The sequence below is a fragment of the Variovorax sp. V93 genome, from assembly GCF_041154485.1.
Classification (GTDB): domain Bacteria; phylum Pseudomonadota; class Gammaproteobacteria; order Burkholderiales; family Burkholderiaceae_C; genus Variovorax; species Variovorax beijingensis_A.
Genome location: NZ_AP028670.1, coordinates 257,822 through 282,656, shown reverse-complemented (window position 1 = coordinate 282,656; position 24,835 = coordinate 257,822). Strand labels below are relative to the sequence as shown.

Annotated in this window: 24 protein-coding genes and 2 pseudogenes; 14 read left to right on the top strand and 12 right to left on the bottom strand. The window is 63.0% G+C overall.

The genetic code is table 11. The features are described from left to right. Positions 1-88: 88 nt before the first annotated feature. Both sugE and ACAM54_RS27340 read left to right on the top strand, forming a co-directional pair. Entirely contained in the window at positions 89-409 is a 321-nt protein-coding gene (gene sugE, locus ACAM54_RS27345; RefSeq protein ID WP_369651633.1) for a quaternary ammonium compound efflux SMR transporter SugE, read from the top strand. Between the two features lie 156 nt (positions 410-565). After that, entirely contained in the window at positions 566-1,687 is a 1,122-nt protein-coding gene (locus tag ACAM54_RS27340) for a PLP-dependent aspartate aminotransferase family protein (protein ID WP_369651634.1), read from the top strand. Positions 1,688-1,726: 39 nt separating this feature from the next. Here the strand turns inward: ACAM54_RS27340 and ACAM54_RS27335 are convergent, their stop codons facing one another. The 6 genes from ACAM54_RS27335 to ACAM54_RS27310 all read right to left on the bottom strand — a co-directional run bounded on the left by ACAM54_RS27335 (position 1,727) and on the right by ACAM54_RS27310 (position 7,258). After that, the gene (locus ACAM54_RS27335; RefSeq protein WP_369651635.1) at positions 1,727-2,740 is read right to left on the bottom strand and encodes a transketolase family protein; all 1,014 of its coding nucleotides are present in this window, start codon (positions 2,738-2,740) and stop codon (positions 1,727-1,729) included. After that, on the bottom strand, positions 2,737-3,573 hold the full coding sequence (locus ACAM54_RS27330) for a transketolase (protein WP_369651636.1): 837 nt from the start codon (positions 3,571-3,573) through the stop codon (positions 2,737-2,739). Before ACAM54_RS27330 ends, ACAM54_RS27335 begins: the two co-directional genes overlap by 4 nt. A gap of 40 nt (positions 3,574-3,613) precedes the next feature. Beyond that, on the bottom strand, positions 3,614-4,873 hold the full coding sequence (locus tag ACAM54_RS27325) for a TRAP transporter large permease (RefSeq protein WP_369651637.1): 1,260 nt from the start codon (positions 4,871-4,873) through the stop codon (positions 3,614-3,616). Positions 4,874-4,875: 2 nt separating this feature from the next. Continuing rightward, positions 4,876-5,430, bottom strand: coding sequence for a TRAP transporter small permease (locus ACAM54_RS27320; RefSeq protein ID WP_369651638.1), 555 nt, complete (start codon positions 5,428-5,430; stop codon positions 4,876-4,878). Between the two features lie 70 nt (positions 5,431-5,500). Beyond that, the gene (locus ACAM54_RS27315; RefSeq protein ID WP_369651639.1) at positions 5,501-6,478 is read right to left on the bottom strand and encodes a TRAP transporter substrate-binding protein; all 978 of its coding nucleotides are present in this window, start codon (positions 6,476-6,478) and stop codon (positions 5,501-5,503) included. A 30-nt stretch (positions 6,479-6,508) separates the two neighbouring features. Further along, positions 6,509-7,258, bottom strand: coding sequence for an SDR family NAD(P)-dependent oxidoreductase (locus ACAM54_RS27310; protein ID WP_369651640.1), 750 nt, complete (start codon positions 7,256-7,258; stop codon positions 6,509-6,511). A 134-nt stretch (positions 7,259-7,392) separates the two neighbouring features. Here ACAM54_RS27310 and ACAM54_RS27305 point away from each other — a divergent pair, with 134 nt between their 5' ends. After that, complete coding sequence (locus ACAM54_RS27305) at positions 7,393-8,301, top strand: LysR substrate-binding domain-containing protein (protein WP_369651641.1); 909 nt, start codon at positions 7,393-7,395, stop codon at positions 8,299-8,301. A 105-nt stretch (positions 8,302-8,406) separates the two neighbouring features. Here ACAM54_RS27305 and ACAM54_RS27300 read toward each other — a convergent pair whose 3' ends face one another. Then, complete coding sequence (locus tag ACAM54_RS27300) at positions 8,407-9,921, bottom strand: PLP-dependent aminotransferase family protein (protein WP_369651642.1); 1,515 nt, start codon at positions 9,919-9,921, stop codon at positions 8,407-8,409. A gap of 127 nt (positions 9,922-10,048) precedes the next feature. Between ACAM54_RS27300 and ACAM54_RS27295 the strand changes: the two genes are divergently transcribed. The 3 genes from ACAM54_RS27295 (at position 10,049) to ACAM54_RS27285 (ending at position 12,233) form a co-directional block, all read left to right on the top strand. Next, positions 10,049-10,267, top strand: coding sequence for a rubredoxin (locus ACAM54_RS27295; RefSeq protein WP_369651643.1), 219 nt, complete (start codon positions 10,049-10,051; stop codon positions 10,265-10,267). 88 nt (positions 10,268-10,355) lie between these two features. Continuing rightward, positions 10,356-10,994: an FMN-binding negative transcriptional regulator gene (locus tag ACAM54_RS27290; RefSeq protein WP_369651644.1), complete on the top strand. Its 639-nt coding sequence runs from the start codon at positions 10,356-10,358 to the stop codon at positions 10,992-10,994. Positions 10,995-11,042: 48 nt separating this feature from the next. Beyond that, positions 11,043-12,233 carry an NAD(P)/FAD-dependent oxidoreductase gene (locus ACAM54_RS27285; RefSeq protein WP_369651645.1) on the top strand — a complete coding sequence of 397 codons (1,191 nt, stop codon included), beginning with the start codon at positions 11,043-11,045 and terminating at the stop codon, positions 12,231-12,233. A 236-nt stretch (positions 12,234-12,469) separates the two neighbouring features. Here the strand turns inward: ACAM54_RS27285 and ACAM54_RS27280 are convergent, their stop codons facing one another. From ACAM54_RS27280 to ACAM54_RS27270, 3 genes and pseudogenes are all read right to left on the bottom strand, one after another. Next, positions 12,470-12,655, bottom strand: a complete 186-nt coding sequence (locus ACAM54_RS27280) for a hypothetical protein (RefSeq protein WP_369651875.1) — start codon at positions 12,653-12,655, stop codon at positions 12,470-12,472. A gap of 39 nt (positions 12,656-12,694) precedes the next feature. Further along, a pseudogene (locus ACAM54_RS27275) lies at positions 12,695-12,925 on the bottom strand (LysR substrate-binding domain-containing protein); the annotation flags it as partial. Between the two features lie 52 nt (positions 12,926-12,977). Next, positions 12,978-13,433, bottom strand: a pseudogene (locus ACAM54_RS27270) (LysR family transcriptional regulator); the annotation flags it as partial. A 130-nt stretch (positions 13,434-13,563) separates the two neighbouring features. Here ACAM54_RS27270 and ACAM54_RS27265 point away from each other — a divergent pair. The 8 genes from ACAM54_RS27265 to ACAM54_RS27230 all read left to right on the top strand — a co-directional run bounded on the left by ACAM54_RS27265 (position 13,564) and on the right by ACAM54_RS27230 (position 23,422). Then, positions 13,564-14,967 carry an amidase gene (locus tag ACAM54_RS27265; protein WP_369651646.1) on the top strand — a complete coding sequence of 468 codons (1,404 nt, stop codon included), beginning with the start codon at positions 13,564-13,566 and terminating at the stop codon, positions 14,965-14,967. Between the two features lie 83 nt (positions 14,968-15,050). Continuing rightward, positions 15,051-16,250, top strand: a complete 1,200-nt coding sequence (locus tag ACAM54_RS27260) for an ABC transporter substrate-binding protein (RefSeq protein ID WP_369651848.1) — start codon at positions 15,051-15,053, stop codon at positions 16,248-16,250. A 28-nt stretch (positions 16,251-16,278) separates the two neighbouring features. Beyond that, entirely contained in the window at positions 16,279-17,139 is an 861-nt protein-coding gene (locus ACAM54_RS27255; protein ID WP_369651647.1) for a branched-chain amino acid ABC transporter permease, read from the top strand. A 3-nt stretch (positions 17,140-17,142) separates the two neighbouring features. Beyond that, a complete protein-coding gene (locus ACAM54_RS27250; RefSeq protein WP_369651648.1) occupies positions 17,143-18,129 on the top strand; it encodes a branched-chain amino acid ABC transporter permease in 987 nt (328 codons plus the stop codon). Continuing rightward, positions 18,126-18,896: an ABC transporter ATP-binding protein gene (locus tag ACAM54_RS27245; protein ID WP_369651649.1), complete on the top strand. Its 771-nt coding sequence runs from the start codon at positions 18,126-18,128 to the stop codon at positions 18,894-18,896. Before ACAM54_RS27250 ends, ACAM54_RS27245 begins: the two co-directional genes overlap by 4 nt. Beyond that, positions 18,893-19,594 (top strand): ABC transporter ATP-binding protein, encoded by a 702-nt coding sequence (locus tag ACAM54_RS27240; RefSeq protein ID WP_369651650.1) that lies wholly within the window; start codon positions 18,893-18,895, stop codon positions 19,592-19,594. Before ACAM54_RS27245 ends, ACAM54_RS27240 begins: the two co-directional genes overlap by 4 nt. Positions 19,595-19,754: 160 nt before the next feature. Next, complete coding sequence (gene mdeB, locus ACAM54_RS27235) at positions 19,755-22,409, top strand: alpha-ketoglutarate dehydrogenase (RefSeq protein ID WP_369651651.1); 2,655 nt, start codon at positions 19,755-19,757, stop codon at positions 22,407-22,409. A 101-nt stretch (positions 22,410-22,510) separates the two neighbouring features. Further along, complete coding sequence (locus ACAM54_RS27230) at positions 22,511-23,422, top strand: LysR family transcriptional regulator (RefSeq protein WP_369651652.1); 912 nt, start codon at positions 22,511-22,513, stop codon at positions 23,420-23,422. A gap of 21 nt (positions 23,423-23,443) precedes the next feature. On the opposite strand, the gene ACAM54_RS27225 is transcribed toward ACAM54_RS27230, so the two are convergent. Both ACAM54_RS27225 and ACAM54_RS27220 read right to left on the bottom strand, forming a co-directional pair. After that, complete coding sequence (locus ACAM54_RS27225) at positions 23,444-24,379, bottom strand: carbon-nitrogen hydrolase family protein (RefSeq protein WP_369651653.1); 936 nt, start codon at positions 24,377-24,379, stop codon at positions 23,444-23,446. Continuing rightward, a complete protein-coding gene (locus ACAM54_RS27220; protein ID WP_369651654.1) occupies positions 24,376-24,738 on the bottom strand; it encodes a cupin domain-containing protein in 363 nt (120 codons plus the stop codon). Before ACAM54_RS27220 ends, ACAM54_RS27225 begins: the two co-directional genes overlap by 4 nt. Positions 24,739-24,835: the final 97 nt, after the last annotated feature.

Below are 24,835 nucleotides of genomic sequence, written 5' to 3'. Positions count from 1 at the left end.
AAGCCCTGGCAAGCCGGGTGGGCAGATAAACACTTACAGAATCGATCCGACAACGCATTTGGATCGCTCTACACAAAGGAAGCAGCGTATGGCATGGGTGCTCTTGGTTGTTGCAGGTCTGCTGGAAGTGGGGTGGGCCATCGGCCTCAAGTACACGGACGGATTCACCAAACCGTGGCCGAGCATCTTCACTGTCGCTGCCATGGTCATCAGCGTCGTGATGCTGGGGATCGCCATGAAGTCCCTACCCGTTGGCACGTCCTACGCAGTGTGGGTAGGAGTTGGGGCAGTTGGCACGGCAATCCTCGGCATCATCCTGTTCGGAGAGCCCGCCACATCTGGCCGGTTGATCAGCCTGGGGCTCATTGTTGCCGGTATTGTCGGACTCAAACTGGCAAGCCCGGAGTAGTCTGCTTCGCGCAGTGCAATTGTCCGAGCATGCGGGACTTGTCTGCTCCATCCGCACACGCTTGACCAAGCTGATACCAATGCAGCCAATGGTCACGGAACCTGGTTCTCATGTTCCAAGTATTCCCGCACCGCAATCTTTCTGGAGGTAGCAAGAGTGAAGAATCACCCGACTGAAATCAAAACGGAATCGTGGCTCGTCACCGCGGGTCGCGCTTCCGAGCCCGGCGCTCCGCTGAACGTACCGCTGATCCCCGCTTCGAATTTCATCATTGGCAGTGGGCGCGAATACTCGCGCGATGACGGAACGCCGACTTGGGAGGCACTCGAAGAGGTCGTCGGCGGACTGGAGTCAGGCCACGCCGTGGCGTTCGCCTCGGGCATGGCGGCCATCGCCGCGGTTTTCGATCAGCTTCCGGCCGGCTCGCTCGTCGTGCTGCCGGATGACTGCTATCAAGGTGTCGCGGGCCTGGCTGCTGTTGGGGCGGAACGTCGTCGCTGGTCGGTGCAGCGCGTGGCTTTGGACGATACGGCCGGCTGGATTCAAGCATGCATTGCTGCGGACCTGATCTGGCTCGAATCGCCTTCGAACCCGCTCCTGACGGTCGCGGATCTGGAGGCGATCTGTGCCGCGCCTCGCAAGCCCGGAGCCGTCGTCGCCGTGGACAACACGTTCGCCACGCCCCTGAACCAACGACCGCTCGACTTTGGCGCCACGGTGTCCCTGCAGTCGGCCACCAAGTTCATCGGGGGGCACTCCGATCTGCTGGCAGGTGTCGCGACGACAAGAGACAAAGCCCTTTGGCATGGGCTCAAGAAGTCGCGCGAGCTAACGGGCGCCACGCCGGGAACGCTCGAGGCCTTCCTTGCTGTCCGGGGCGCAAGAACCCTCGCACTTCGTCTTCAACGGGCTCAGCAATCGGCCATTGTTCTTGCAGAACGCCTCGAAAGTCACCCCCTGGTAACGTTGGCGAGGTATCCGGGTTTGAAATCACATGCGACGCATGCAGTAGCCAAGCGCGTTCTCAAGGGTTTCGGCACCATCATCTCGTTCGACGTGCGCGGCGGAGCTGAACTGGCAGATGCTGTGTGCAAGAGTGTCCGCCTCATTCGTCATGCGACAAGCCTTGGTGCGGTGGAGTCGACGATGGAGCGCCGGGCTGCAATCCCAGGACAAGGCCATTTGCCTCCCTCACTGCTCCGACTCAGCGTGGGCATTGAAGATGTCGAGGATCTCTGGAACGACCTGGAAAACGCGCTGCGTGCAGCGGCCACTTGATGCCAAGAAGATCAACTCCTGCGGCAACGTCACTTGTGCTCATAGCCATTCCCGAACGCTTGCGGCCATAGCGCTCGTCGAAATGCCATAGCGTTCGTGAAGCGTAGGCAGGGCCCCCGCGTCGAGGAAGGCATCGGGCAACGCGACCTGACGGAATGTTCGGGTAATCCCGTTGCGCATGAGCAGGCTCGCCACCGATTCACCAAGGCCACCGATCACCGAATGGTTCTCAGCCACGACGACCATGCGGTCGAGCCGTTTCACCTCGGCGAGGATCGTCGCGTTGTCCAGCGGCTTGATCGTCGGCACGTGCAGCACGGCGACACCCACGTTGTCTGCGTGCAACTCGTTGGCCACCTCAAGGGTGCGCATGGTCATGAAGCCGCTCGAGATGACGAGCACATCGCCTCCGTCGCGCAGGAGCTTGGCCTTGCCGAGTTCGAACTTGTAGTCGTATTCGTCCAGCACCAGAGGCACCTGGCCGCGTGGCAGCCGCATGTAGACTGGACCCTGGTGCGCGGCGATCTGTGGGACTGCCTGCTCGATGTCGAGCGCATCGCAAGGGTCGACGATCGTCATGCCCGGAATGCCACGCATCAGCGCGAGGTCCTCGGTCGCTTGATGGCTAGGGCCGTAGCCGGTGGTGAGCCCGGGCAACGCACAGCACAGCTTCACGTTGAGGTTTTCTTCTGCAATCACCTGGTGCACGAAATCGAAGGCGCGGCGCGTGCCGAATACCGCGTAGGTGGTGGCAAAGGGCACGAAGCCTTCCTTCGCGAATCCGCCGGCGGCCGCCATGAGTAACTGCTCCGCCATTCCCATCTGGAAGAAGCGCTCGGGGTAGGCGTGCGCGAAGAGATGAAGGTCGGTGTACTTGGCCAGATCGGCAGTGAGGCCGACGATCTCTGGTCGCGACTGCGCCAGGTCGACCAGTGCCTTGCCGAACGGAGCCGCCTTGACGCGCTGCCCTTCGGATGCGATGGAGGCGATCATCGCCGAGGTTTTCAGGCGCGGCCTTTTTGCGGTGTCGGCGGTCGCGTTGCTCGTGTTCATGCTTCGGCTCCTTGCGCTTGATCGAGGTAATCGATGGCCTGTTGCCATTCCGGGGGATCGACGCGTATGAAATGGTTCTTCTCACGTTGCTCGAGGAAGGGAACGCCCTTGCCCATCAGCGTGTCGCAGAGAATCACGCGGGGCTTCGTTTCGGGCAATGCACGCGCCGTGTCGAATGCGGCCTTGACGGCCGGAAGGTCGTTGCCGTCAACGCGCTGCACGTGCCAGCCGAAGGCGGCCCATTTGTCGATGAGCGGCTCGAAGGCCATGATCGTGGACGACGGGCCGTCGGCCTGCTGGTTGTTGATGTCCACCAGGCAGATCAGGTTGGCAAGGCCATGGTGGCTGGCCGCCATCGCCGCTTCCCATGTCGAGCCTTCGTCCAGTTCGCCGTCGGACATTGAGTTGTAGACGAAGGCCGGGTTGCGCTTGAGCCGCAGGGCCAGCGCTATGCCCACCGCGATCGGCAAGCCCTGACCCAACGAGCCGCCGGACATCTCCATACCGGGCGTGTAAGTCGCCATGCCGGACATCGGGAGACGACTGTCGTCGCTGCCGTATGTTTCCAGTTCAGCTTCTGAAATGATCCCGGCCTCGATCAGTGCCGCGTAGAACGCGATGGCGTAATGTCCGTGCGAAAGCAGGAAGCGGTCCCGCGCCTCCCATTGGGGATCGTCGGGCCGGTAGGTCATCGCATGGCCGTACGCGGTGGCCAGAACATCCGCATAGCCAAGGGCTTGACCGACGTAGCCCTGGCCTTGCACTTCGCCCATGCGCAGGGCGTAGCGCCGGATACGGTAGGCACGCTCGGAAAGAGGGGATTGATCAGACATGATGGTCCTTCTTGAAAGATGGGGGAGAGGGGGAAGCGCTTCAGCGAATCGTGAGCCAGGGCAGGTACGCAAAGCCCAGCAACAGCCCGATCGCGACGAAGTAGAACGGGATTAATTCCTTCACCACGTCCCCGATGCGCACCTTGGCGATGGTGCTGGTGATGAACAGCGTGGTGCCTATGGGCGGGTGATAGAGACCGATCGAAAGGTTGACGATCATCATGATGCCGAGCTGCACGGTGTCCATCCCGACAGCAGCGGCGAGCGGCACGAACATGGGCGTGAGAAGAAGCACGGCTGCAGGCAAGTCGACGAACATGCCGGTGGCCAGCATGATCAAGTTCATCGCCAGGATGATCAGCCAGGGCGACTGCAGTGTTTCCTTCGCAAAGCGCGTGAACTCCGCCGGCAACTGCTCGTAGGTCACGATCCAGCCGACGACGCTCGAGGCCATGATGATCAGGAGCACCACGCCGGTGGAGATTCCCGCTTCGATCGCAGCGGTCTTGACCTTCGCGACCGTGAGATCCTTGTAGACCAGGCCCGAGACGACCAGCGCGTACAGCGTGGACATCACGCTCACCTCCGTCGGTGTCGCGATGCCGAAGCGCAGGAAGACGATGATGAGCACCGGCATCATCAGCGCGGGGGCCGCTTGTGCGAGCAGCCGCCAGAACGCAGGCCACTCGAACGGCGTCGTGTCGCGCGGGAAGTTTCTGCGACGGCCCTGCACGTAGCACACCGCCATGAAGCCGGCGCACATCAGTAGCCCTGGCAGGATACCCGCCACGAACAGTGCGCCAATCGAGGCTCCCGAGACCAACGCATACACGATCATGGGGATGGACGGCGGGATCAGGATGTCGATCGTCGCTGCTGCAGCCAGCGTGCCAGCCGCGAAGGGCGCCGGATAGCCCAGCTTTTTGAGCCAAGGGATCAACATCGAGCCGATAGCCGAGGCGTCGGCTACCGCCGAGCCCGAGACTCCGCCGAAGATGGTCGACGACAGCACTCCGACCTGGGCCGGGCCGCCGTGAACGCGCCCGATCATCATGGACAGCAGGCTCACGAGGCTCTGGCCGAGCCGGCCGCTGACCATCAGCGCGCCTGTCATCATGAAGAAGGGAATGGCAATCAGCGGGAAGCTCTGTGTCTGCGAAATCATCTGCTCGACCGCGAGGTGCACGGGCACCTTGTCGATGATGAGAAGCCCGCCGACAGAGGCGAGAACCAGCGCGTGCGCAATCGGAATCGACAGCAACGCGGTGACGATGAAGAGTCCAATAATGAGTGCGGTCATGGCTAGACTCCGTGAGCAAGGGCTTCGGCGTCAGGCTCCTGGGCCCCGGCACTGCTCCACAGTGCGGGCAGCTTGCACAAGGTCACCACGCTCAGCAGCAGAAACCCCAGCATCAAGGCCCACACACTGACTGAGCCGGGAACCTGCAACATGGGGCTGCGTTCGTCTGCCGCGATCTCCATCAACGGCCAGGCCGCCACCGCCAGCGATCCATAAAGCGCCGCGACGGCCAGCGATCCGCCAGCCAGAACCCAGCGGCGTGTCGCGCGGAGCTTCTGCGTGAACATGACGACCGCGATGTGCGAACTGTGCTGAGCCGCCAGCACGACGCCGGCCATGATCATCCAGGGGAACATCAGTTCCGGCAGCTCGGATGCGGAGGCGAGGCTGGTTCCCGCGACATAGCGCAGGCCCACGTTGATGCTCAGGATCAGGAACACAACGGTCAGCGTCACATAGAGCACACCGCGGCATGCTGCACTTATGCATCGGTCAAGGAAAGGAAGGAACGACATATCAATACCCTCGAAGAAGGACGCGCGTTGAAGCGCTGTCATGAACTCGGGACGGCAGACTTCACTGCGTCGCTGCGCTGCGCGATGCGTTGTTCGCCTACCTTCAGGTGCGCTACTGCGCTTGCTGGACGACGCGCTTGACGAAGTCGCCGGCCGGGCTTGCGGCCCATTTGGTGTAGACGGACTTCGTTGCTTCGACAAAGGCCTTGCGATCCACCGTGTCGATCTGCACCCCCTTGGCTTTCAGATCCGTGGTCAGCTTTTCGTCGGCTTCCTTGGAGAGCTTTCGCTGCATTTGCGTCGCTTCGGCCGCCGCGTCGGTGAAGATCTTCTGGTCGGCAGGGCTCAGACGCTCCCATGAACGCTTGCTCATCACGAAGGGGTTGGCTTCGTACTTGTGACTGGTCAGCGAGAGGTATTTCTGCACCTCATAGAGCTTGGCCGAGGCGATGTTGGTCAGCGGGTTCTCCTGTCCGTCGACCACGCCTTGCTGAAGCGCCACGTACAACTCCGAGAACTTGATCTGCTGCGCGTCTGCGCCGAGCGCCTGCATGATGTCCATGGTCATCGTGTCGGGCGGAGTGCGAATCTTGAGGCCCTTGATGTCCGCCGGCGTCTTGATCGGCCGCTTGTTGTTGGTGACGTGGCGGATGCCGTTGTCCCAGTAACCCAGCACGACCATGCCTTTGGCGGCCGTCCGCTTGGACAGCTCTTCGCCCACCGGCCCGTCGAGCAGTTGCCAGGCCTTCTGGATATCCGTGAACAGGAATGGCAGGCCCAGTGCTGCGTACTCCGGAACCACGTTGGCCATCGCGCCCTGGCTGTTGGCGGATATGTCCATTGTTCCCGAGCGCAGCGCAGTGATCATCGCGGCGTCGTCACCGAGTTGCGCCGAATGCGCCACCTGGATCTCGAAGCGCCCGTTGGTCTTCGCCTTGATGGTTTCGGCGAACTTCACGGCCGCCTCATGCCGGGGGTTGCCCGGCGCGGCGCCGTGGCCGAAGGTGAGCTTGGTGGGCGCCTGCGCGAAGGCAAGGCCGCCCGTGGCGATCAATGCGCCGACGAGGATGGCAAGGTTTCTGCGATTCATGGTTTGTCTCCGTTGTTGTGGTGGGATGAATCAGTGGATCAGCATGCCGCCGTTCACGTCGAGCGTGATACCGGTGCAATAGCTCGACAGGTCGCTGGCGAGAAACAGGCATGCGCCGGCGACGTCTTCGGCGTCGCCGATCCGCCCAAGCGGAATCTCGCCGGCGATCTGCGCCTTGCGCTCTTCGGTCAGCTTGCCCTTGCTGATGTCCGTGCCGATCAGCCCGGGCGTGATCGAGTTGACGCGGATGCCAGCGGTGCCGAGTTCACGTGCCATCGCGCGCGCAAGACCCAGGACGCCGGCCTTGGCTGCTGAGTAGTGGGGACCTCCGAGAATGCCGCCGCCGCGTTGCGCGGAGACGGACGAGATGCAGATGATCGAGCCGCTGCCTTGACGCTGCATGGCGGGAACGGCGGCCTGCGAGAAGAGGAGGGTGCCGCGCAGGCTGACATCCAGCACCGCGTCGTAGTCGGCAGCCGATATGTCCACCGTCTTGCGCGGTTGCGTAATGCCGGCATTGTTCACGAGGATGTCGAGTCGTCCGAACTTCTCGAGCACGCACGCCACGGCGGATTCGACTTCGGACTTGTTGGTCACATCGGCAACCAGCCCCAGGTGGCCATCGCCGAGGGACGCGGCAGCCTGCGCGGGGGCGGCGGCTTCGAGATCTGTGATGACGACCCGGGCGCCTTGCGATGCCAGCAGGCGCGCAGTGGCAAAGCCGATGCCATTGAGGCCGGCGGCCCCGGTGATGAGGGCGACGCGATCGGTGAGCAACATGGACTGTCTCCGTGGTGGTGGTGGTGGTGGTGGTGGTGGTGAGCGTGTGGGGGTAACTATCGATGGAGTCACTCATGAAGACAAACGACACTTCGTCAGCGATGAGTGAATCGCGTTCATAAAGGGTTTACCCGATGCGATCGTCGTTTCCGCCCCTGAGCTGCCTGCTTGCGTTCGAGGCTGCAGCTCGCCGCGCAAGCTTCAGCGCGGCGGCCATCGAACTGCATCTGACACCGTCGGCGGTATGCCACCAGATCGCCAAACTGGAGGAGCTCCTCGGCGTGCGGCTGTTCGAGCGTTCGGCGCGCAGCATCGAACTGACCGAAGCCGGCCGCGAATACATGAGCCGCGTCTGCGGTGCACTCGACGCGATCAGCTCAGCGACCGACAACGCGCGCAAGGGCGTTCGCAACGCGCTGTACGTTCACGTGGCGCCAAGCTTCGCGAGCCTGTGGCTCATGCCGCGACTGGCCGATTTCGCGCGGATGCATCCCGGCATCGCACTCTCGTTGTCGTCGTCCGTCGTTCATTCGGACTTTGCGAGCGGACAGGTCGACGTCGATATCCGATACGGCATACCGAACTGGCCGCATCTCAACGTGCAACCCGTGTTCGAGGAGCGGATTCAGCCGATGGCGAGCCCGGCGTTCATCAAGAGACATCGCATCGAGAATCCTTCGGACCTGCTGAACCTTCCATTGATCCAGTCTGTCGTCAACGTCGTGCAATGGGGCGATTGGTTCCGCAGTCGCAAGGTCGCGTTCTCGAGCGGGCAGTTCGCATTCCGCTTCGATCGAACATCCATGGCTCTCGATGCCGCGGTGCAAGGTCTGGGCGTCGCCCTGGACAGCTCATCGGTGGCAGCGGGCCATCTTGACCAGGGCCGTTTGAAGAAGGTCTTCGACGAACGCTGGTGCCTGAAGGTTCATGCCCATTTCCTGGTCTGCCCCCAGCGCCACTTGCAGCGCAGCGAAGTGACGAACTTCATGGATTGGATGCGGGAACAAGCGGTCGAGCCGGAGAAGGCTGTGGCGTCGACTTGACTGCGGCCGGCGAGGCTATCTTTCGCGGGATGAGCGTCGGGAAGCGATGCATCGTCAGGCGCGGCCTCCGGAGGCTGGCGCAAATTGTGAAAAGTCTGAGCGAGGTCACCGTGGTCGGTGCTTTCTCTTGCCATCCGGTGCAAGCGCGATGATCGCGGCGAGCCGCTTGACCGCCCCCTCCAGCTGCTCGTTGTCAAACGCCCCCAGCCCCAGCACCAACCCAGGGCGGCTCTTGCCCTCCGAGTACATTGGAGAAACCGCACGGACCGCGACTCCGGCTTCGATCGCCTGCGACGCCACCAGCTCGTCATCGACACCGTGTGGTAGCCACAGCACCAAGTGCATGCCCTGGTCACTTGGCTGCAACCAAGCGAGGTCTTGAGGAATCCATTTGGCAATGATCTCCATCAGTTTCATGCGCCGCTCCGCGTAGACATTGCGGATTCGTCGAATGTGCCGGTCCAGGTGGCCTTCGGCAATGAATGCGGCCAGCACGTGCTGATCGGCGCTCGGCGAGTGCCGATCCATCAGCACGCGAGCACCGCAGAAGGCCGGCACCAAGTCTTCCGGAACAACAGCGTACCCGAGCCGAAGCGACGGAAACAGGATCTTGCTGAAGGTGCCGAGGTAGACAACCCGGTCCGGATCCAGACCCTGCAGCGACGGGAATGGATGGCCGCCGTAGCGCAGCTCGCTGTCATAGTCATCTTCAACGATCCAAGCATTGTTGGCCCTGGCCCATGCCAGCAGCGCGCTCCGTCGCGACATGCTCATCGGCATCCCGAGCGGATACTGATGGGACGGTGTAACAAACGCGGCCCGTGCATCCCTCGCCATCGAGATTCCTGCATCGACGTTGATGCCCTCGGCATCGACCGGCACTCGCACCATGCGCTCGGGCCGGCCTGTGTTCTCAAGGATCGCGGTGATGCCTCGGTAGGCGGGGTCCTCCACCCAGGCCAGATCTGCATCGTCCAGCAGCACCTGGCATGAGACATACAAGCCCTGCTGTGTCCCGGTGGTGGTGACGATCTGGTCGGCATTGCAATGGACCGCTCGCGATCGGCGCACATACTCCGCGACCGCCTCGCGCAAGGGCCGCACGCCTTGTGGGTCGTCGTACCCCGAAGGCGCGCCCGGCCCCCTTGCACGGATGCGGTTGCCGAGCCGCCGCCAGATGTCATCGGGCTGTGTGGGCCCCACGGGGACGGACACGGCGAAGGGCGCTGCGGCGAGGGGTGCGAACTGTCGGGCGACCCTGGCAAAAGCGTCTGCGCGCGCCGGCAGCGGCATGACCTTGGCTGGACTTGGGCGCCGGCGTGTCCGGCTGCTCGCCTCCACCGCATCCGCCAAAGACCATGCGATGCGGGTGCCCGCTCCCGCCTGGGATTCCAGGAAGCCCTCCGCCCTCAGCTGCTCAAACGCCTCGATGACAGTGCCGCGGGCGATGCGCAGCGACTGGGCAAGCAGACGCGTGGAGGGCAGCAGCTCTCCCGGGCGCATGTCGCCGCGGCGCACCGCCTCCCGCAGCGCCTGAGTCAGTTGACGACCCAGATGTCCCTTGGAGCGGTCCAGGGTTCCTATGGCTGGCACCTCCAACGCCTTGGCTCTTCTTGGCATGATTCTGGTTCAAGAAAAATTATCGAAACTGGCTCTTTAGAATAAACCAATTCACAACAACAATGCATCCCTATGTGGAGGCGGACCACACCCGTGCCCCCTTCGTGGAATGAGATTGGAGTTCCCCATGAACGATGAAACCCTTGACCAGGTCCCGGTCTCCGCAGGGGCGTCAGGCGCCTTCAAGACGTGGCTGTGCGTGCTGTGCGGCTTTGTATATGACGAGCGGGAGGGCATGCCGCAAGAGGGAGTTGCGGCAGGCACGCGCTGGCAGGACGTGCCCCAGGAGTGGGCCTGCCCCGAGTGCGGGGCGGGCAAGAGCGACTTCGAGATGACCGAGATCTGAGACAAGTGCTGCCCTGGGGCAGCGGAAGCCTGGATGGTGCGAGCCGGAGGCCGGTATCGCCAAGGAGATTTGCAAAAGGAGATTTGATATGTACGTACCTGCCCATTTTGATGAATCGCGCCCCGAAGTGCTGCACGAGTTGATCGTGAAGAACCCGCTGGGGATTCTTGTGACGAACGGCAAGAGCGGCCTGGATGCCAATCACATTCCGTTCGAGCTCAACGCGGCCGAGGGGCCGCAAGGGGTGCTGCACAGCCATGTGGCGCGCAACAACCCGGTGTGGCAGGACGTAGCGGACGGCGACGAGGTGCTGGTGGTGTTCCGCGCGGCGAATGCCTACATTTCGCCGCAGTGGTTTCCGAGCAAGCAGGAGTTCCACAAGCAGGTGCCGTCGTGGAACTACATGGTGGCGCACGCCTATGGGCGAGTGACGATCCGTGACGACGAACGCTATGTGCGCGGCATGGTGGCAAGGCTGACACGCACGCATGAGGCGGCCCAGCCCGTGCCGTGGAAGATGACCGATGGGCCGAAGGAGTACATCGACATGATGCTCAAGGCGATCGTGGGCATGGAGATCGAGATCACGCGGCTGGTGGGCAAGATCAAGCTGAGCCAGAACAAGGAGACTCGAGACATCCGCGGTGCGGGCCAGGCGCTCAAGGGGCTGGGGGAGCACGAGATCGGCGACGCCATGCTCGCAGCGGCGGCGGCCAAAGCCGAATAGGGCCGAGGCGTTTGGGGATCGAGGTGCAGCCCCCCGGAAAGGTGGAGCGTGAAGCAAGAATCTATCGTCATTGTCGGCGCTGGCCATAGCGGCGCCAAGGCTGCCGCGGCGCTGCGCAAGCACGGTTGGATGGGGGGCCTGACGTTGATCGGTGATGAGAGCTGCGTGCCCTATGATCGCCCGCCGCTGTCGAAGGCCGTGTTGCTCGGGAAGAAGACGAGCGAGCAGTGCGCCTTCTTTTCGCGTGCTTGGTACGCCGACAACGGTATCGATCTCATTCTCGGCGAATCGGTTGCCAGCATCGATCGGGGTCGTGGCCGGGTGATGCTCAAGGGCAACTGGGATCTTCCGTATCACCGCTTGCTGCTCGCCACCGGCTCGGTGCTGAACCCGCTTGCTGTCCCCGGCGCCGGTCTACAAGGGGTGCATGCGCTGCGCACCCCGCAGCACGCCGACGATGTTGCGCGGTCATTGCATACCGGTCAGCGGGTTGTTGTGATCGGTGCGGGCGTCATCGGCCTTGAAGTCGCCGCGGCGGCCGTCGAGCGTGGTTGCTCGGTGCACGTGCTCGAAGCGGGGCCCAGTGCGATGGGGCGCAGCCTGCCGTCGCTCGCCGCAAACGCTTTGGTCGCAGAGCATCGACGCCGTGGCGTGGATCTGCACTTTGGAGTTCGAGTCGCGGCGTTGTTGGGAGATGAGGCGGTTGCAGCCGTCCAACTCGAGTCAGGCGAGTCGCTCGATTGCGACGCCGTTGTCTACGGCGTCGGCGTCAGACCAAGAACGGAACTGGCGCAAGCGGCCGGTCTGCTGGTCGACGACGGCATACGCACCAATGGATTGCTGGAGACCAGCGACAGCCGGATCTTCGCATGTGGCGACGTCTGCCGCTACGACAGTGGGCTCTACGGGCGAGCGCTGCGTCTGGAGAACTGGAGGAATGCCGAGGATCAGGCGGACACGGCCGCAAGGAACCTGCTGGGCCACGGCAAGGTGTTCGACGAGGTGCCCTGGTTCTGGAGCAATCAGTACGATCTCGCGCTGCAGGTGGTCGGGCTGCCCGCGCTGGGCGCTGCCACCGAGGTGCGCACGCTGGGAGCGTCACAGCTGTACCTGTCTGTCGATGCCGATGGACTCCTGCGAGGAGCAAGCGCACTTGGTTCCGTGCGCGAGATCGCGGCGCCCATGAAGACACTGAAGAAGGCGATGGCCGCTGGCGGCAGCGCGGCTCCATTCCTTTAGGGCCGATGCTGTTGAAAGGAACTACCGACCAAAGCGTTCACGCGGCGGCTGCCAACCTCGTTCACTGCGAGTTTGGGGTCGATCCAACCACCTGTCAGGGCACTGGCGCGATCGAGGATGGTTAGCCGCGATTGTTCATCCTTCCCGCCGCAACCGGCCTGATGCTTGCGGACGACCGCGACCCTTGTACCGCGTCGCCCATGGCAAGGACACCCTGCCAATCCCGGATGATCAGGTCAAACGTCGAACAGCGAGTCGATCCTGTCGGGCGTGGTCACTGCGAACTTGGCGGGCCCGATGCTCTTGAAGTAGTCCCTGGTCACTTGGATCAGCGAGCGCACGAACATCGGCTTGTTCGAGCCGTAGATGTCCACCACGATCAGCGCCGGCGACGAGTACACGTCCGACAAGGGTCTGCGCACGATTCCTGTTCCGTCGCGGGAAGACTTTCCCGTCGGTCGCATGTTGACGAAGGAAAAGCCGAAGCCCGCCGATACGGCCGAACGTACCGTCTCATAGGAACGCGTCCTGAGCGCCACTGGCGGCCGTTCGGCTGCCAGCAGGTCGAACAAGGTGGTCAGGTACGTTGACGTCTGCGGCAGATCCAGCAGCACCATGGGCTGCCGGGAGAGTTCCGCAATGCTGACGACCTCGTTGCGCGCCAAGGGATCGTGGGCCCGGCAGGATGACATGGGCCGGCACCTTGCAGATCTTGGTCATGCAGTCTTCTTCGAAGCTGGGGCCGATCTCGTAGGTGATGATGAGATCGACGGAGCCGTTGGCCAACCAGTCGCGAAGCTGCCGCTGGTCACCCTCCACCAGTTCGATCTCCACCGGACCGTACCGGTCAGCATAGACCTTCAGTACCTCTGCGATGAACAGCGACCCAAACGGCTCGAAGCATCCGATTCGCACCACTTGCGGCGTGCCTTGCGCAAGAACCCCGATCTCCCGCTCGAACGCACCGTTTGCGGCAAGTAGTCCTCGCGCGGCAGTGACGAAGCGCTCCCCCGTTGGCGTGATCTGCACGCCGCGTGCCGGCCGGCGATCAAAGATCTTCGCGCCCAGCGCATCCTCCGCGATGTCGATCGCTGCCACGATGGACGATTGCGAAATGTGGACCGCCGAGGCGGCAGCCTGAATGCTGCCCAGTCGCGCGACCTCACACACATAGCGGATCTGTCGTGGGCTCAGGTTCATGAGCGCGGCTCGTTTTCGTTTTGCATCAACTAGAAAATGTTTGATGTCTCGCTTAAATATGTATTTTACATTTTTATGACACCGACTCAACAATGCGCGCCAACCCACGATGCCTTGCGCGCTTTAATTCATGCTGATTCCGAACCCCAGCCCGCTCTCCGACGCCGATGGGCTGTGTCGCTTGGGGGTGGCCGAGCTGACGGCGCTGTACCGTAAGAGCGAGCTCTCGCCCGTGGAGGTCGTGCTCAAGACTCTCGATAGGGCCGAAACGATCAACGGCCGCTACAACGCGTTTACTTACATCGATCACGAGGGGGCGATCGAACAAGCTCGCGCGGCAGAGCAGCGCTGGCGGGCAGGCGCCCCGTTGTCGCCGATCGACGGCATTCCCACGACACTGAAGGACATCGTCTGGGTAAAGGGGTGGGTGGTTAGCTCCGGCAGCCTGGCGATGCAGCCGCAGCCGCAGCGCGAGGACGCACCCGCCGTGCAACGACTACGACATGCCGGGGCGGTCTTTCTGGGTTTGACCACTACGCCCGAGATCGGCTGGAAGGCGGTAACGGACAGTCCGCTGAGCGGCGTCACGCGCAATCCCTGGATGCCCAGCGCGACCTCGGGAGGCTCCTCCGGCGGTGCGGCGGTGGCGGCAGCCACGGGCGCCGGCGTACTTCATCTTGGGACGGACGGCGGCGGGTCCGTGCGTATTCCGGCCTCCTTCACCGGGACAGTGGGGTTCAAGCCGACCTTCGCGCGCGTCCCATCGTATCCGGCGAGCGCATTCGGTACTCTGGCGCATATCGGGCCGATGGCAAGAGCGGCCGAGGACGCAGAGGCCATGCTCGCGGTCATGGCGGGCAAGGACGTGCGCGACTGGACTCAATGCAGGGGAGAGCACGCTAGCTCCGAACGCAAGGCCATCGCGCTGGCGGGCGCCCGTGTCGGTTATTGGTCGCAGCCCGCAACGGGGGAAGTCGACCCCGAGGTCGCTCAGATCGTCGAGAAGGCCGTGTGCCGAATCGCGAGCGCCGGCGCCCGCGTCGAGCCCATGCAGCTTCCCGGCATCGATCTTCTGGATGTCTTTCATCATCACTGGTTCTGTGGCGCAGCAGCGCGCGTCGACTCGATCCCGGAGGTGGATCGCGGCCGACTCGACCCAGGGCTGCGTGAGATCGCCCGTCTTGGCAGACAGATGAGCACAGGTTTGGTATCCGCACAGATGCGGCGCGCAGAGTTTGGCAGTGCGATGGACCGCTTGCTCGATGACTTCGATGTACTCGTATCGCCGGCAACGGCGGTGGCTGCGTTCGAGGCAGGTCACGAAGTGCCTCCGGGCGGTGGACTGTCCCGATGGACCGAATGGGCCGGCTTCAGCTTCCCAATCAACCTGAGCCAGCAGCCCGCCTGCGTGATCCCTTGCGGCGTGACCGCGGACGGCCGCCCCGTGGGCATTCAGTTGGTCGGTGCACGAGGTGGAGATTACCGGTTGCTGTCACTGACGCGCGAAGTCGAACATCTGCTCGGCTCGCCATAGTTTTTCGTTGCGCTGGGCAAGAGGCCAAGTCGGCTCGCTTCCTCGCTTTTTTCTCAACCATGCATCTGTATCGAAAGAGCTTTATGAATAGACGAGACCTGCTCAAACTGGCCGCAGCCAGTGCCGCTCCGGTGCCGTTCGCCCGTCTTGCGCACGCGCAAGCGGTGGCGGGCATCGAGTTCGGTGCTTCCTTTCCGATGTCCGGCACCTTTGCGGCAAATGGCAAGTACGGCGACCTCGGAGTACGCCTGGCGATCCAGCAGTATGGGAGTGTGATCAAGCGCGGCCTTTCGTACACCGTCCTCGACACCGAGGCGAAGCCGGCGACCGCCGTGCGCAAGGTGCAGGAGGCTGCCGAGCAAAAGAGAACCAAGTTCTTCGTCGGCGGCATCCTGTCGCCCGAAGCCCTCGCCACGGGCAAGGAGGTTGATCGGCTCGGCGGCGTCTTCTTCACCTATGCCGGTGCTGACGAGATCACGGGCAAGGAGTGCAACGCCGCCACGTTCCGATGGCCGGTGCCGGCATACGGTGCCATCGCGCAGACGGTACGGCCGATCATCGAGGCGCACGCCAACGCGAAGCGCTGGTACACCATCACTGCCCAGTACGTCTTTGGCGAGGGAATGCTGGCCGCCACCAAGGATGTGCTCAAGGAGAAGGGCGTGGAACTGGTCGGCAACAGCTATCACTCGCTGGCCGAGAAGGAGTTCAGCGGCTATCTCACCAACGCGATGGCGGCCAAGCCAGACGTGCTGCTGCTGCTCAATTTCGGTGCGCAATCGTCGGATGCTCTGCGCCAAGCCATCAGCTTTGGCCTGCACAAGAAGATGATGATCGTCGTGCCTTGGACGTCAGGCCTGGAGCAATTCCAGGCACTCGGCGCTGACCTCACGGAAGGGATCTACTTCGGCGCCCAGTACTGGCACACCGTCAATGCGCCAATCAACCGGGATCTCGCCGTACGGGTGGCCAACGAGCTGAAGATGACGCCGAACTACTCCCTGGCTGGCGCCTACATCTGTACCAAGTGCGTCATCGATGCGATCGCCAAGGCAGGTTCGGCCGAGCCGCGGGCGGTTATTGCGGCACTCGAAGGCATGAAGTACGAAGGGCTGACCGGTCCGGAACAGATTCGCAAGGAAGATCACCAGGTCATCAAGGACTACTACCTGATGCGCGGCAAACCGAAGAGCCGAATGAAGGATGCAGACGACTACGTCGACGTGATCAGCTTCGGCAAATCGTTCCTGCCAGTGGATCGGACCGGCTGCAAGCTGGCTTGAGAAACCAACCCATCGGATTCGCCGCGCCATGAATGTCTATCTTCTCCAGGTAGTCAACGGCATCGGGATAGGCATGTTGTACTTCCTGCTGGCTGTTGGACTTTCCATAGTTTTCGGATTACTTCGATTCGTCAACTTCGCCCATGGCGCTTTCTATCTGCTGGGGGCCTACCTCTGCTTCGAGGCCACGAAGCGGGGTGTCAACTTCTGGGGGGCACTGCTGGTCGTACCGCTGCTCGTCGGAGCGGCAGGCTGGATCGCCGAGAAGACCCTTCTGCGGCGTGTCTACCCCAAGGCTCACGAATTCCACATCCTGATCACCGTGGGCCTTGCGCTGGTGATGCAGGAAGCCGTGATCGTGCAATGGGGGCCTCTGGGCGACAGCGTCGCGGTTCCCGCGACCCTGCAGGGCGTTGTCATGTGGGGCGACTTCATCTATCCCAAGTACCGTCTGTTCGTGATCGCCTTCACGGCGGGCCTGGCGGCACTGCTTTGGTGGATTCTCGAGGGAACGCGCCTTGGCAGCGCGGTGCGAGCCGGCAGCGAGTCGCCAGAGATGGTCTCCCTGCTTGGCATCAACGTCTTCCGGATCTTCAGCCTGGTGTTCGCTCTCGGGGCGGCCACGGCTGCCATCGCGGGGGTTCTCGCTGCCCCCATTCGAGGTGTGGAACCATTCATGGGGATCGAGGCGCTGGCGGTCGCGTTCGTGGTCGTTGTGGTTGGAGGCCTGGGAAGTTTCTCCGGCGCGCTCGTGGGGGGCGTTCTCATCGGCATCGTGCAGAGCGTGATGAGCACGCTCTGGCCCGAGGCCGCCCGTCTGATGATCTATGTTGTCATGGCCGCAATCCTGCTCTTGCGCCCCCATGGCCTGTTGGGAAAGCGAGGCTGAGTCATGCGTCGAAACCTGGATATCGCGATTGCACTCGTGGTTGTGTTGGCGTTGCCACTCTTTCTGAAGTCCGGCTCCCTGGCCAGCGAAGTCCTGATCTATGCGCTGGCGGTGCTGGGCTGCAACCTGTTGCTGGGCTATACAGGACTGCTGTCCTTCGGCCAAGGCATCTTCTTCGGGCTTGGCAGCTACGCCATCGGCCTCCTGCTGACGCGCGCGGCGATGCCGATGCCCATTGCCCTGGTCGCCGCAGTTCTCATCGGCGGCCTCGCGGCAGGCTTGGTTGGCTTCGTGTCGATCCGGCAGAAGGGGACCTACTTCGTCATGTTGACCCTCGCATTTGCGCAGATGTTCTACTTCCTTGCTTACACCGCCACGCCCCTGACAGGCGGAGACAACGGGTTGCTGAACATCCCACGCCCGCCGGTGTCAGTGCTCGGGGCGATACTCTGGGACAACAACTCACCCTGGCGGTTCTATGGCATGGTGGGCAGCATCTTCATGCTTGTTTTCGTCGCGCTGCATCGGGTGTCGACTTCAATATTCGGACGCACGCTGCTGGCGATCCGGGACAACGAAGATCGCGCCGGCGCCATTGGCTACAACGTTCAGCGATTCAAGCTACTCGCCTTCGTGCTTTCGGGCGCGGTGACCGCCTTGGCCGGCGCGCTCAACGCCATGATGACCGGCGTCGCTCCGTTGGCGAATGCTGAGTTCCACGTGAGTGAGATGATCCTTGTGATGACGGTGATCGGCGGCGTCGGAAACCTAGCCGCTTCGCTGATCGGAGCCCTGTTCTACATGCTCGCCGCCGACTGGCTGTCCACGCTGTGGCCGCGCTGGCTGATGCTGCTGGGCCTGCTCCTGGTGGTCATCAGCCTTGGTATGCAGCGCGGCTTGTGGGGCCTCGTGGAGGACGCCGTTCACACTCTGTCGGCACGTTTCAAAGGGGATTCGGACGCGGATCAAGCACGGGAGAAGCGGGCATGAGCGCGGACTTCCTTCTAGAGGCCCGGCAAGTCACCAAGCACTACGGGAAGTTCGTTGCCCTCGGCGGGGTGGACCTGCGCGTCAAGCGCAACACGGTGCATTCGGTCATCGGCCCCAATGGCGCCGGCAAGACGACGCTGTTTCACTTGCTCAGCGGCACGGTGGGCGTGACGGGCGGGACAATCATCTTCGATGGCCACGACGTGACGCGCGAGCCTGGTCATGTACGGGTGCGCAGGGGCTTGGCGCGATCGTTCCAGGTCACCAGCCTCTTCCACAGCTTGACGGTTCGCGAGAACCTCCGCCTCGCGGCGCAGGGGGTTGACGCAAGGCGAGCACTGAACTGCTGGCGGTCGCCGGAAGGCCGCTGGGCATGTTCGGAGACCGTGGATCGGGTAGTCGAGCGTCTCGGTCTTCGCAGACAACAGCATGCAACGGCCAGTTCCCTGTCGCATGGACAGCAGCGTCGGTTGGAAGTTGGCATGGCCCTCGCCGCCAGGCCCAAGGTGATCTTCCTGGACGAGCCGACGTCGGGTATGGGCATCGATGATCTCGCCGACATGAAGGCCCTGATCGCAGATCTGGGGAGAGACCACACCGTCGTTCTCATCGAACACAACATGAGCATTGTCATGGACATCTCCCACACGGTAACGGTGATGCAGCAGGGGCGAGTGCTGGTGGAGGGCGCTCCGCAAGCGGTGCGTGACGACGAACGCGTACGCGCCGCATATCTGGGCAACATGATCACGGGAGGCCGGGCATGATTCTTCGCGTCGAACACCTCCACAGCCACTATGGCAAGAGCCACATCCTTCAAGGCGTAGATCTGCAGATCGATGATGGCGAGCTGGTTACCCTGCTCGGACGCAATGGGGCAGGTAAGTCCACCACGCTCAAGACGATTGCGGGCGCGCTTCGCGCCACGGGCGGCAGGATCGTATTCGCAGGCGCCGAGCTCCAAGGCCTGCATTCACACCAAATCGCGTCGCGCGGGGTCTGTTTGGTGCCCGAAGACCGGGGCATCTTCAAGCTCTTGACGGTTGAGGAGAACCTCCTGCTGGGGCAACGGCGCGGCTCCCCGTGGGCGTTGGCCGACATCTACAGGATCTTTCCACGGCTGCTCGAGCGCCGCAAGAACGGGGGCGCACAGCTCTCAGGCGGTGAGCAGCAGATGCTCTCGATCGGCCGCGCGCTGCTCAACAATCCGAAGCTTCTCATGCTGGACGAGCCGGTTGAAGGCCTGGCACCCGTGATCGTCGAGGAGATCGTTGCCCAACTGAAGGAGATTCGCCGCGCGGGTGTGGCGATCCTGTTGGTGGAACAAAACCTCGAGGTCTGTACGCAACTCGCCGACCGCCACTATGTCATCGAACAGGGCGCGATCGCATACCAGGGCAGCAACGCGCAGTTCCTGGCCGACGAGACGGTCAAGGATCGGTATCTCGGCGTCGGCCTTGCCTAGCCGACCCTCACTCACCCTTCGCGGCGCGAAGGGTGAGTGAGGGGCTGAGTTGCATGAAATGCCGCCAAATAAAGGATTGCCGGAATTTTATGCTGCGAGGCTCGCATGGAATCGGCTGTACCGGTAGCTAATTTGCCGCTTGGCGGCCTAAAGTGCCGGCATGAACGCCCCGATTTCCGCCGACCAGATGCGCGCGCTGCTGCTCGACACGCCGCTCACGCACGACCCCGACCCTGCCGAGACCGCTGAATGGCGCGACGCCTTCCTGGCGCTGGCCCAGGCGCACGGGCCCCAGCGCGCCCGGCAGATGCTGGCGGAGCTTGCCCGCCTCGCGCGGCAGCAGCGCATCGGCTGGCAGCCCGAGCTTGCGACGCCCTACGTCAACACCATTGCGGTGGAAGACCAGCCGCCGTTCCCCGGCGACCTCGCGGTCGAGGAAAAGCTCGCCTCCCTGATGCGGTGGAATGCGCTCGCGATGGTGGCCAGGGCCAACCAGGCGTATGGCGAACTCGGCGGCCACATCGCGAGCTATGCGAGCGCGGCCGACTTGTTCGAGACGGGCTTCAATCACTTCTTCCACGCGCGCAGTGACACACACCGCGGCGACCTCGTGTTCTTCCAGCCGCACAGTGCGCCTGGCGTCTATGCGCGCGCCTACCTCGAAGGCCGCCTCGGCGAAGAAGACCTCCAGCACTACCGCCAGGAACTCACCGCGCCCGCCTTCACCCAAGGCAGTGGCGCGCGCGGCCTCAGCAGCTATCCGCATCCTTACCTGATGCCGGACTTCTGGCAGTTCCCGACCGGCTCCATGGGCATCGGTCCGATCAGCTCGATCTACCACGCGCGCTTCATGCGCTACCTCACGCACCGCCACCTGCTCGACTGCGAAGGCCGGAAAGTGTGGGGCGTGTTCGGCGACGGCGAAATGGACGAGCCCGAATCGATGAGCGCCCTCACGCTGGCCGCGCGCGAGAAGCTCGACAACCTCGTGTGGGTGGTCAACTGCAACCTGCAGCGCCTGGACGGCCCGGTGCGCGGCAACGGCCGCATCATCGACGAGCTCGAAAAGCTCTTTGCCGGCGCGGGCTGGAACGTCATCAAGCTCATCTGGGGCAGCGACTGGGACGGCCTGTTCGCGCAGGACGTGAGCGGCGCGCTCGCGCGCGTGTTCGCCGAAACCGTCGATGGCCAGATGCAGACCTTCGCGGCCAAGGACGGCCGCTTCAACCGCGACAACTTCTTCGGCCAGAACCCCGAGCTCGCGCGGCTGGCCGAAGGCATGACCGACGAGCAGATCGACCGCCTCAAGCGCGGCGGCCACGACCTCGTGAAGATCCATGCGGCCTACGCTGCCGCGGCCGCGCACAAGGGCCGGCCCACCGTGATCCTCGCCCACACCAAGAAGGGCTACGGCATGGGCAGCGCCGCGCAGGGCAAGATGACCACGCACTCGCACAAGAAGATGGGCGACGTCGATTTGCTCGAATTCCGCGACCGCTTCAGCCTGCCGCTCACCGATGCGCAGGCCATTGCGATGGACTTCTACCGCCCGCCCGAAGACAGCGCCGAGATGCAGTACCTGCGCAGCCACCGCGAAGCGCTCGGCGGCGCCATGCCGCGCCGCGAGACAGCGTGCGACATCGTGCCCAAGCCCGACATCGCAAGCTACGCGCAGTTCGCCACCGCAGCGGCCGGCAAGGAGATGAGCACCACCATGGCCTTCGTGCGCATGCTGGGCAACCTCATGAAGGACGCTGCGCTCGGCCCGCGCATCGTGCCCATCGTGGCCGACGAGGCGCGCACCTTCGGCATGGCCAACCTGTTCAAGCAGGTCGGCATCTATTCGAGCGTGGGCCAGCGCTACGCGCCCGAAGACATCGGCTCGGTGCTGAGCTACCGCGAAGCCACCGACGGCCAGATCCTCGAAGAGGGCATCAGCGAAGCCGGCGCCATTGCCAGCTGGACCGCCGCGGCCACCAGCTACAGCGTGCACGGCCTGGCGATGCTGCCCTTCTACATCTACTACTCGATGTTCGGCTTCCAGCGCGTGGGCGATGCCATCTGGGCCGCGGCCGACCAGCGGGCGCGCGGCTTCTTGCTGGGCGCCACCTCTGGCCGCACCACGCTCGGCGGCGAAGGCCTGCAGCACCAGGACGGCAGCAGCCATCTCGTGGCCGCGACCATTCCCAACTGCAAGGCCTACGACCCGGCCTTCGCGGGCGAGATGGCGGTGATCGTCGATGCGGGCATCCGCGAAATGATGGTCGAGCAAAAGGACGTGTTCTATTACGTCACGCTCATGAACGAGAACTACGCGCAGCCCGACGTGCCGCAAGGCGCGGAGGCGGGCATCCTGCGCGGCTGCTATCGCTTCGGCGTGTATGCGCCGGTTTCAGGCGAGGCGAAGAAGAAGGTCACGCTGATGGGTTCCGGCGCGATCCTCACCGAGGTCGTGAAGGCTGCGCAGCTGCTGGCCGATGAAGGCATCGAAGCCGAGGTGTTCAGCGTGACGAGCTGGAGCGAGCTCGCGCGTGATGGCCTGGCTTGCGAGCAGCGCGCGATTGCAGGCGAGAAAGAAGCCGGTGTGCCGTTCGTCGCGCAGCAGCTCGGTGCCGGCACGGGCCCGATTATTGCTGCGACCGACTACGTGCGCGCCGTGCCCGAGAGCGTGCGCGCCTTTTTGCCCGAGGGGCGCCGCTACCTCACGCTGGGCACCGATGGGTTCGGGCGCAGCGACACGCGCGCGGCGCTGCGGGAGTTCTTTGGGGTGGATGCGGGGAGCATTGCGCGGGCGGCGCGGTTCGCGATGAAGTAGAAGCTACCGGTGGCCGTGGCGATCATTCCGCATCACTCGAAGAACACCGTTGGATCAAGAAACAAGATATGTTCGCAGTGACAGAATGGGAGACAGGCGCCATGGAAACATTTGACAAGCAGCTTCGCTACTTCATCAAGATCGCCGAGGTCAAGTCGCTGTCTCGCGCTGCGGAAGATCTCGACTGCACACAACCCGCGCTCAGCCGCCAGCTTGCCTCGTTGGAGGTGCACCTTGGTTGTGCACTGTTCACGCGAACCGGCAGAGGCATGGATCTGACGGACTGCGGGAAGCGGATTCTCGAGGAGGTGCGCCCATCATTCGCAACGATCGATGTCGCGATCAGCGCGCTAAGGGACCGAAACGACGTCCAGGGGTCCTTGAGGCTGGCCTGCGTGCACACCCTGAGCTACTACTTTGTCGGTGAACTGGTGAAGAAGTTCTCCGCCCGGTATCCCGCGACCAATCTTTCTGTCATGGGGCGTAGTTCTCCGGAGGTCGTCGAGTTGGTTGCAAGCGGCAAAGCCGACGTCGGGTTCGTCTACGATACGGCGGTGGCTTCCGAAAAGATCGTGTCGACGCCGCTCTTCGACGATCAGATGTGTCTTGTGGTTGGTCCGGACTGTACTGCCAGCGATGGGGTGGATCTGAGGACAGACATGCCGAAACTGATCGGCTTTCCTGCGCACTATGCGTTGCGGCGCATGCTGCACAGCAGTGGATTGAATCCGCATTTCGTGGCGGAGGCCGAGACGGTGGATGCCATGCTTGAGATGGTGGGTTCCGGGGTGGGGGGCTGCATCCTTCCCGAGCGCCTCCCGGATCGTGTTCTGAACCAGTACCGATTGCGCAAGGTCAGGATCGGGAATCCGTGCATGTCGCGCCGGGTCGTGGCAATCGAACGAGCCGATCGACATGAGCTGGCGGTGATGAAGCAACTGATGCTGACAGCCATCGAAGTGGCGCAGAACGCTGGCGCACAGGCGCATGAGGTGCTTCGTTTGACGCCCTGAGCACGCGTGAGTCCGAGAACGCTACCTCGAGGTCACCGGTGCCTTGCGCGAAGTGTCGATCTGCATCGAAAACACATCCGGTCGTGCATAGTGGCCGACGACGTCGAAGTCGTACTTGCGACGACGGATCTCATCCATGTCCAATTCGGCATGCAGGATCGTTTCTTCGTCGAAGACGGGTCCCGCAAGAAGCCTGCCGAAGGGATCAACAATGCAACTGCCCCCGCGCATCAGGAGGGTGGACGGCTCGTTGCCCTGGACAGCCTCGTACTTTTCAGGGCAATCTGATCTGCGCAGAACCTGACAAGCGGAGAGAACGAAACATGCGCCCTCCAAAGCGATGTGCTGCATGCTTGGCACCCAACTGTCGCGATCGTCTGCGGTCGGAGCACAGTAGATTTCCACGCCCTGCGCATACATGGCCATCCGCAAGAGCGGCATGTAGTTTTCCCAGCAGATCACCGTGCCCAAACGGCCAAGTGAAGAGTCGAAGGCCTGCATTGTCGACCCATCGCCGTAGCCCCATACGAGCCTCTCGGCGGCCGTTGGCATGAGCTTTCTGTGCTTGCCGACCAGCCCCGCTGAGGGGCTCACGAACAGGGCTGTGCAATAGAGCGTTCCACCCTCACGCTCGATGACTCCGACGACAATCTCGAGGTTCAACTCCGCGCAGATGCGCTCCATCTCCTTCGTCTCCGGGCCCGGAACCTCGATAGCGCCTTGGTGATATCGCACAAAGTCATCTCGCCCGGCGGCGGTGCGACTACCGACGCGCGCCCCGAAATCCAGCCCCTTGGGGTACGACCCGATGAAAGCCTCCGGAAACACCGCGAGTCTTGCACCCTCCATGGCCGCGCGAGCGGCCAGCCGTGCAAATTTCTCCATTGCCTTCGGGGTGTCGAAGACGACGCTTGCTGCCTGGACGACAGCCACTTTCACAGGCTTTGCGGGATTCATTTTCCGCCTCGATCAACGGGCAGGTAGTCGTATTCCCCGACGCCTTGGATCACCAGAAACTGGCAATCGCAAGTGCTGCCATTGACGACACTGTGCGCAACCCCACGTGGCACGTTGAACCGCTCCCCCGCGTGGACGGTGATTTCCTCGCCGGCCTCTCCATGGAGGATGCGAAACTCACCGCGCAAGCCGATGAAGAGATCGTCGTTCATGGGGTGCCGGTGCCACGGGACGCTCTGCCTCGGCATGAGAGTCATATCCAGAACACGCAACTCCTTGGCCTCGGCCAGTACAGTCGTGTCACGAATTTCGTAGCGAGATTCCCACGGGCGGGTCAGGTGGTCTGCGGCTGTTGTCATGGTTGCTCCTTTGGCTTTCCATTCTGTGTCTCAAGCGAGGGGAAAGCGAGATGCAAAAATGCCAATGCCAGGGGCGAAAATGCACGTTGGTTCAGCA

Bases quoted from the DNA above. Each gene is read 5' to 3' on its own strand.
- sugE (WP_369651633.1), top strand. From the start codon at position 89: ATGGCATGGGTGCTCTTGGTTGTTGCAGGTCTGCTGGAAGTGGGGTGG.
- ACAM54_RS27335 (WP_369651635.1), bottom strand. From the start codon at position 2,740: ATGAACACGAGCAACGCGACCGCCGACACCGCAAAAAGGCCGCGCCTG.
- ACAM54_RS27330 (WP_369651636.1), bottom strand. From the start codon at position 3,573: ATGTCTGATCAATCCCCTCTTTCCGAGCGTGCCTACCGTATCCGGCGC.
- ACAM54_RS27325 (WP_369651637.1), bottom strand. From the start codon at position 4,873: ATGACCGCACTCATTATTGGACTCTTCATCGTCACCGCGTTGCTGTCG.
- ACAM54_RS27320 (WP_369651638.1), bottom strand. From the start codon at position 5,430: ATGACAGCGCTTCAACGCGCGTCCTTCTTCGAGGGTATTGATATGTCG.
- ACAM54_RS27315 (WP_369651639.1), bottom strand. From the start codon at position 6,478: ATGAATCGCAGAAACCTTGCCATCCTCGTCGGCGCATTGATCGCCACG.
- ACAM54_RS27310 (WP_369651640.1), bottom strand. From the start codon at position 7,258: ATGTTGCTCACCGATCGCGTCGCCCTCATCACCGGGGCCGCCGGCCTC.
- ACAM54_RS27305 (WP_369651641.1), top strand. From the start codon at position 7,393: ATGCGATCGTCGTTTCCGCCCCTGAGCTGCCTGCTTGCGTTCGAGGCT.
- ACAM54_RS27300 (WP_369651642.1), bottom strand. From the start codon at position 9,921: ATGCCAAGAAGAGCCAAGGCGTTGGAGGTGCCAGCCATAGGAACCCTG.
- ACAM54_RS27295 (WP_369651643.1), top strand. From the start codon at position 10,049: ATGAACGATGAAACCCTTGACCAGGTCCCGGTCTCCGCAGGGGCGTCA.
- ACAM54_RS27290 (WP_369651644.1), top strand. From the start codon at position 10,356: ATGTACGTACCTGCCCATTTTGATGAATCGCGCCCCGAAGTGCTGCAC.
- ACAM54_RS27265 (WP_369651646.1), top strand. From the start codon at position 13,564: ATGCTGATTCCGAACCCCAGCCCGCTCTCCGACGCCGATGGGCTGTGT.
- ACAM54_RS27260 (WP_369651848.1), top strand. From the start codon at position 15,051: ATGAATAGACGAGACCTGCTCAAACTGGCCGCAGCCAGTGCCGCTCCG.
- ACAM54_RS27255 (WP_369651647.1), top strand. From the start codon at position 16,279: ATGAATGTCTATCTTCTCCAGGTAGTCAACGGCATCGGGATAGGCATG.
- ACAM54_RS27250 (WP_369651648.1), top strand. From the start codon at position 17,143: ATGCGTCGAAACCTGGATATCGCGATTGCACTCGTGGTTGTGTTGGCG.
- ACAM54_RS27245 (WP_369651649.1), top strand. From the start codon at position 18,126: ATGAGCGCGGACTTCCTTCTAGAGGCCCGGCAAGTCACCAAGCACTAC.
- ACAM54_RS27240 (WP_369651650.1), top strand. From the start codon at position 18,893: ATGATTCTTCGCGTCGAACACCTCCACAGCCACTATGGCAAGAGCCAC.
- mdeB (WP_369651651.1), top strand. From the start codon at position 19,755: ATGAACGCCCCGATTTCCGCCGACCAGATGCGCGCGCTGCTGCTCGAC.
- ACAM54_RS27230 (WP_369651652.1), top strand. From the start codon at position 22,511: ATGGAAACATTTGACAAGCAGCTTCGCTACTTCATCAAGATCGCCGAG.
- ACAM54_RS27225 (WP_369651653.1), bottom strand. From the start codon at position 24,379: ATGAATCCCGCAAAGCCTGTGAAAGTGGCTGTCGTCCAGGCAGCAAGC.
- ACAM54_RS27220 (WP_369651654.1), bottom strand. From the start codon at position 24,738: ATGACAACAGCCGCAGACCACCTGACCCGCCCGTGGGAATCTCGCTAC.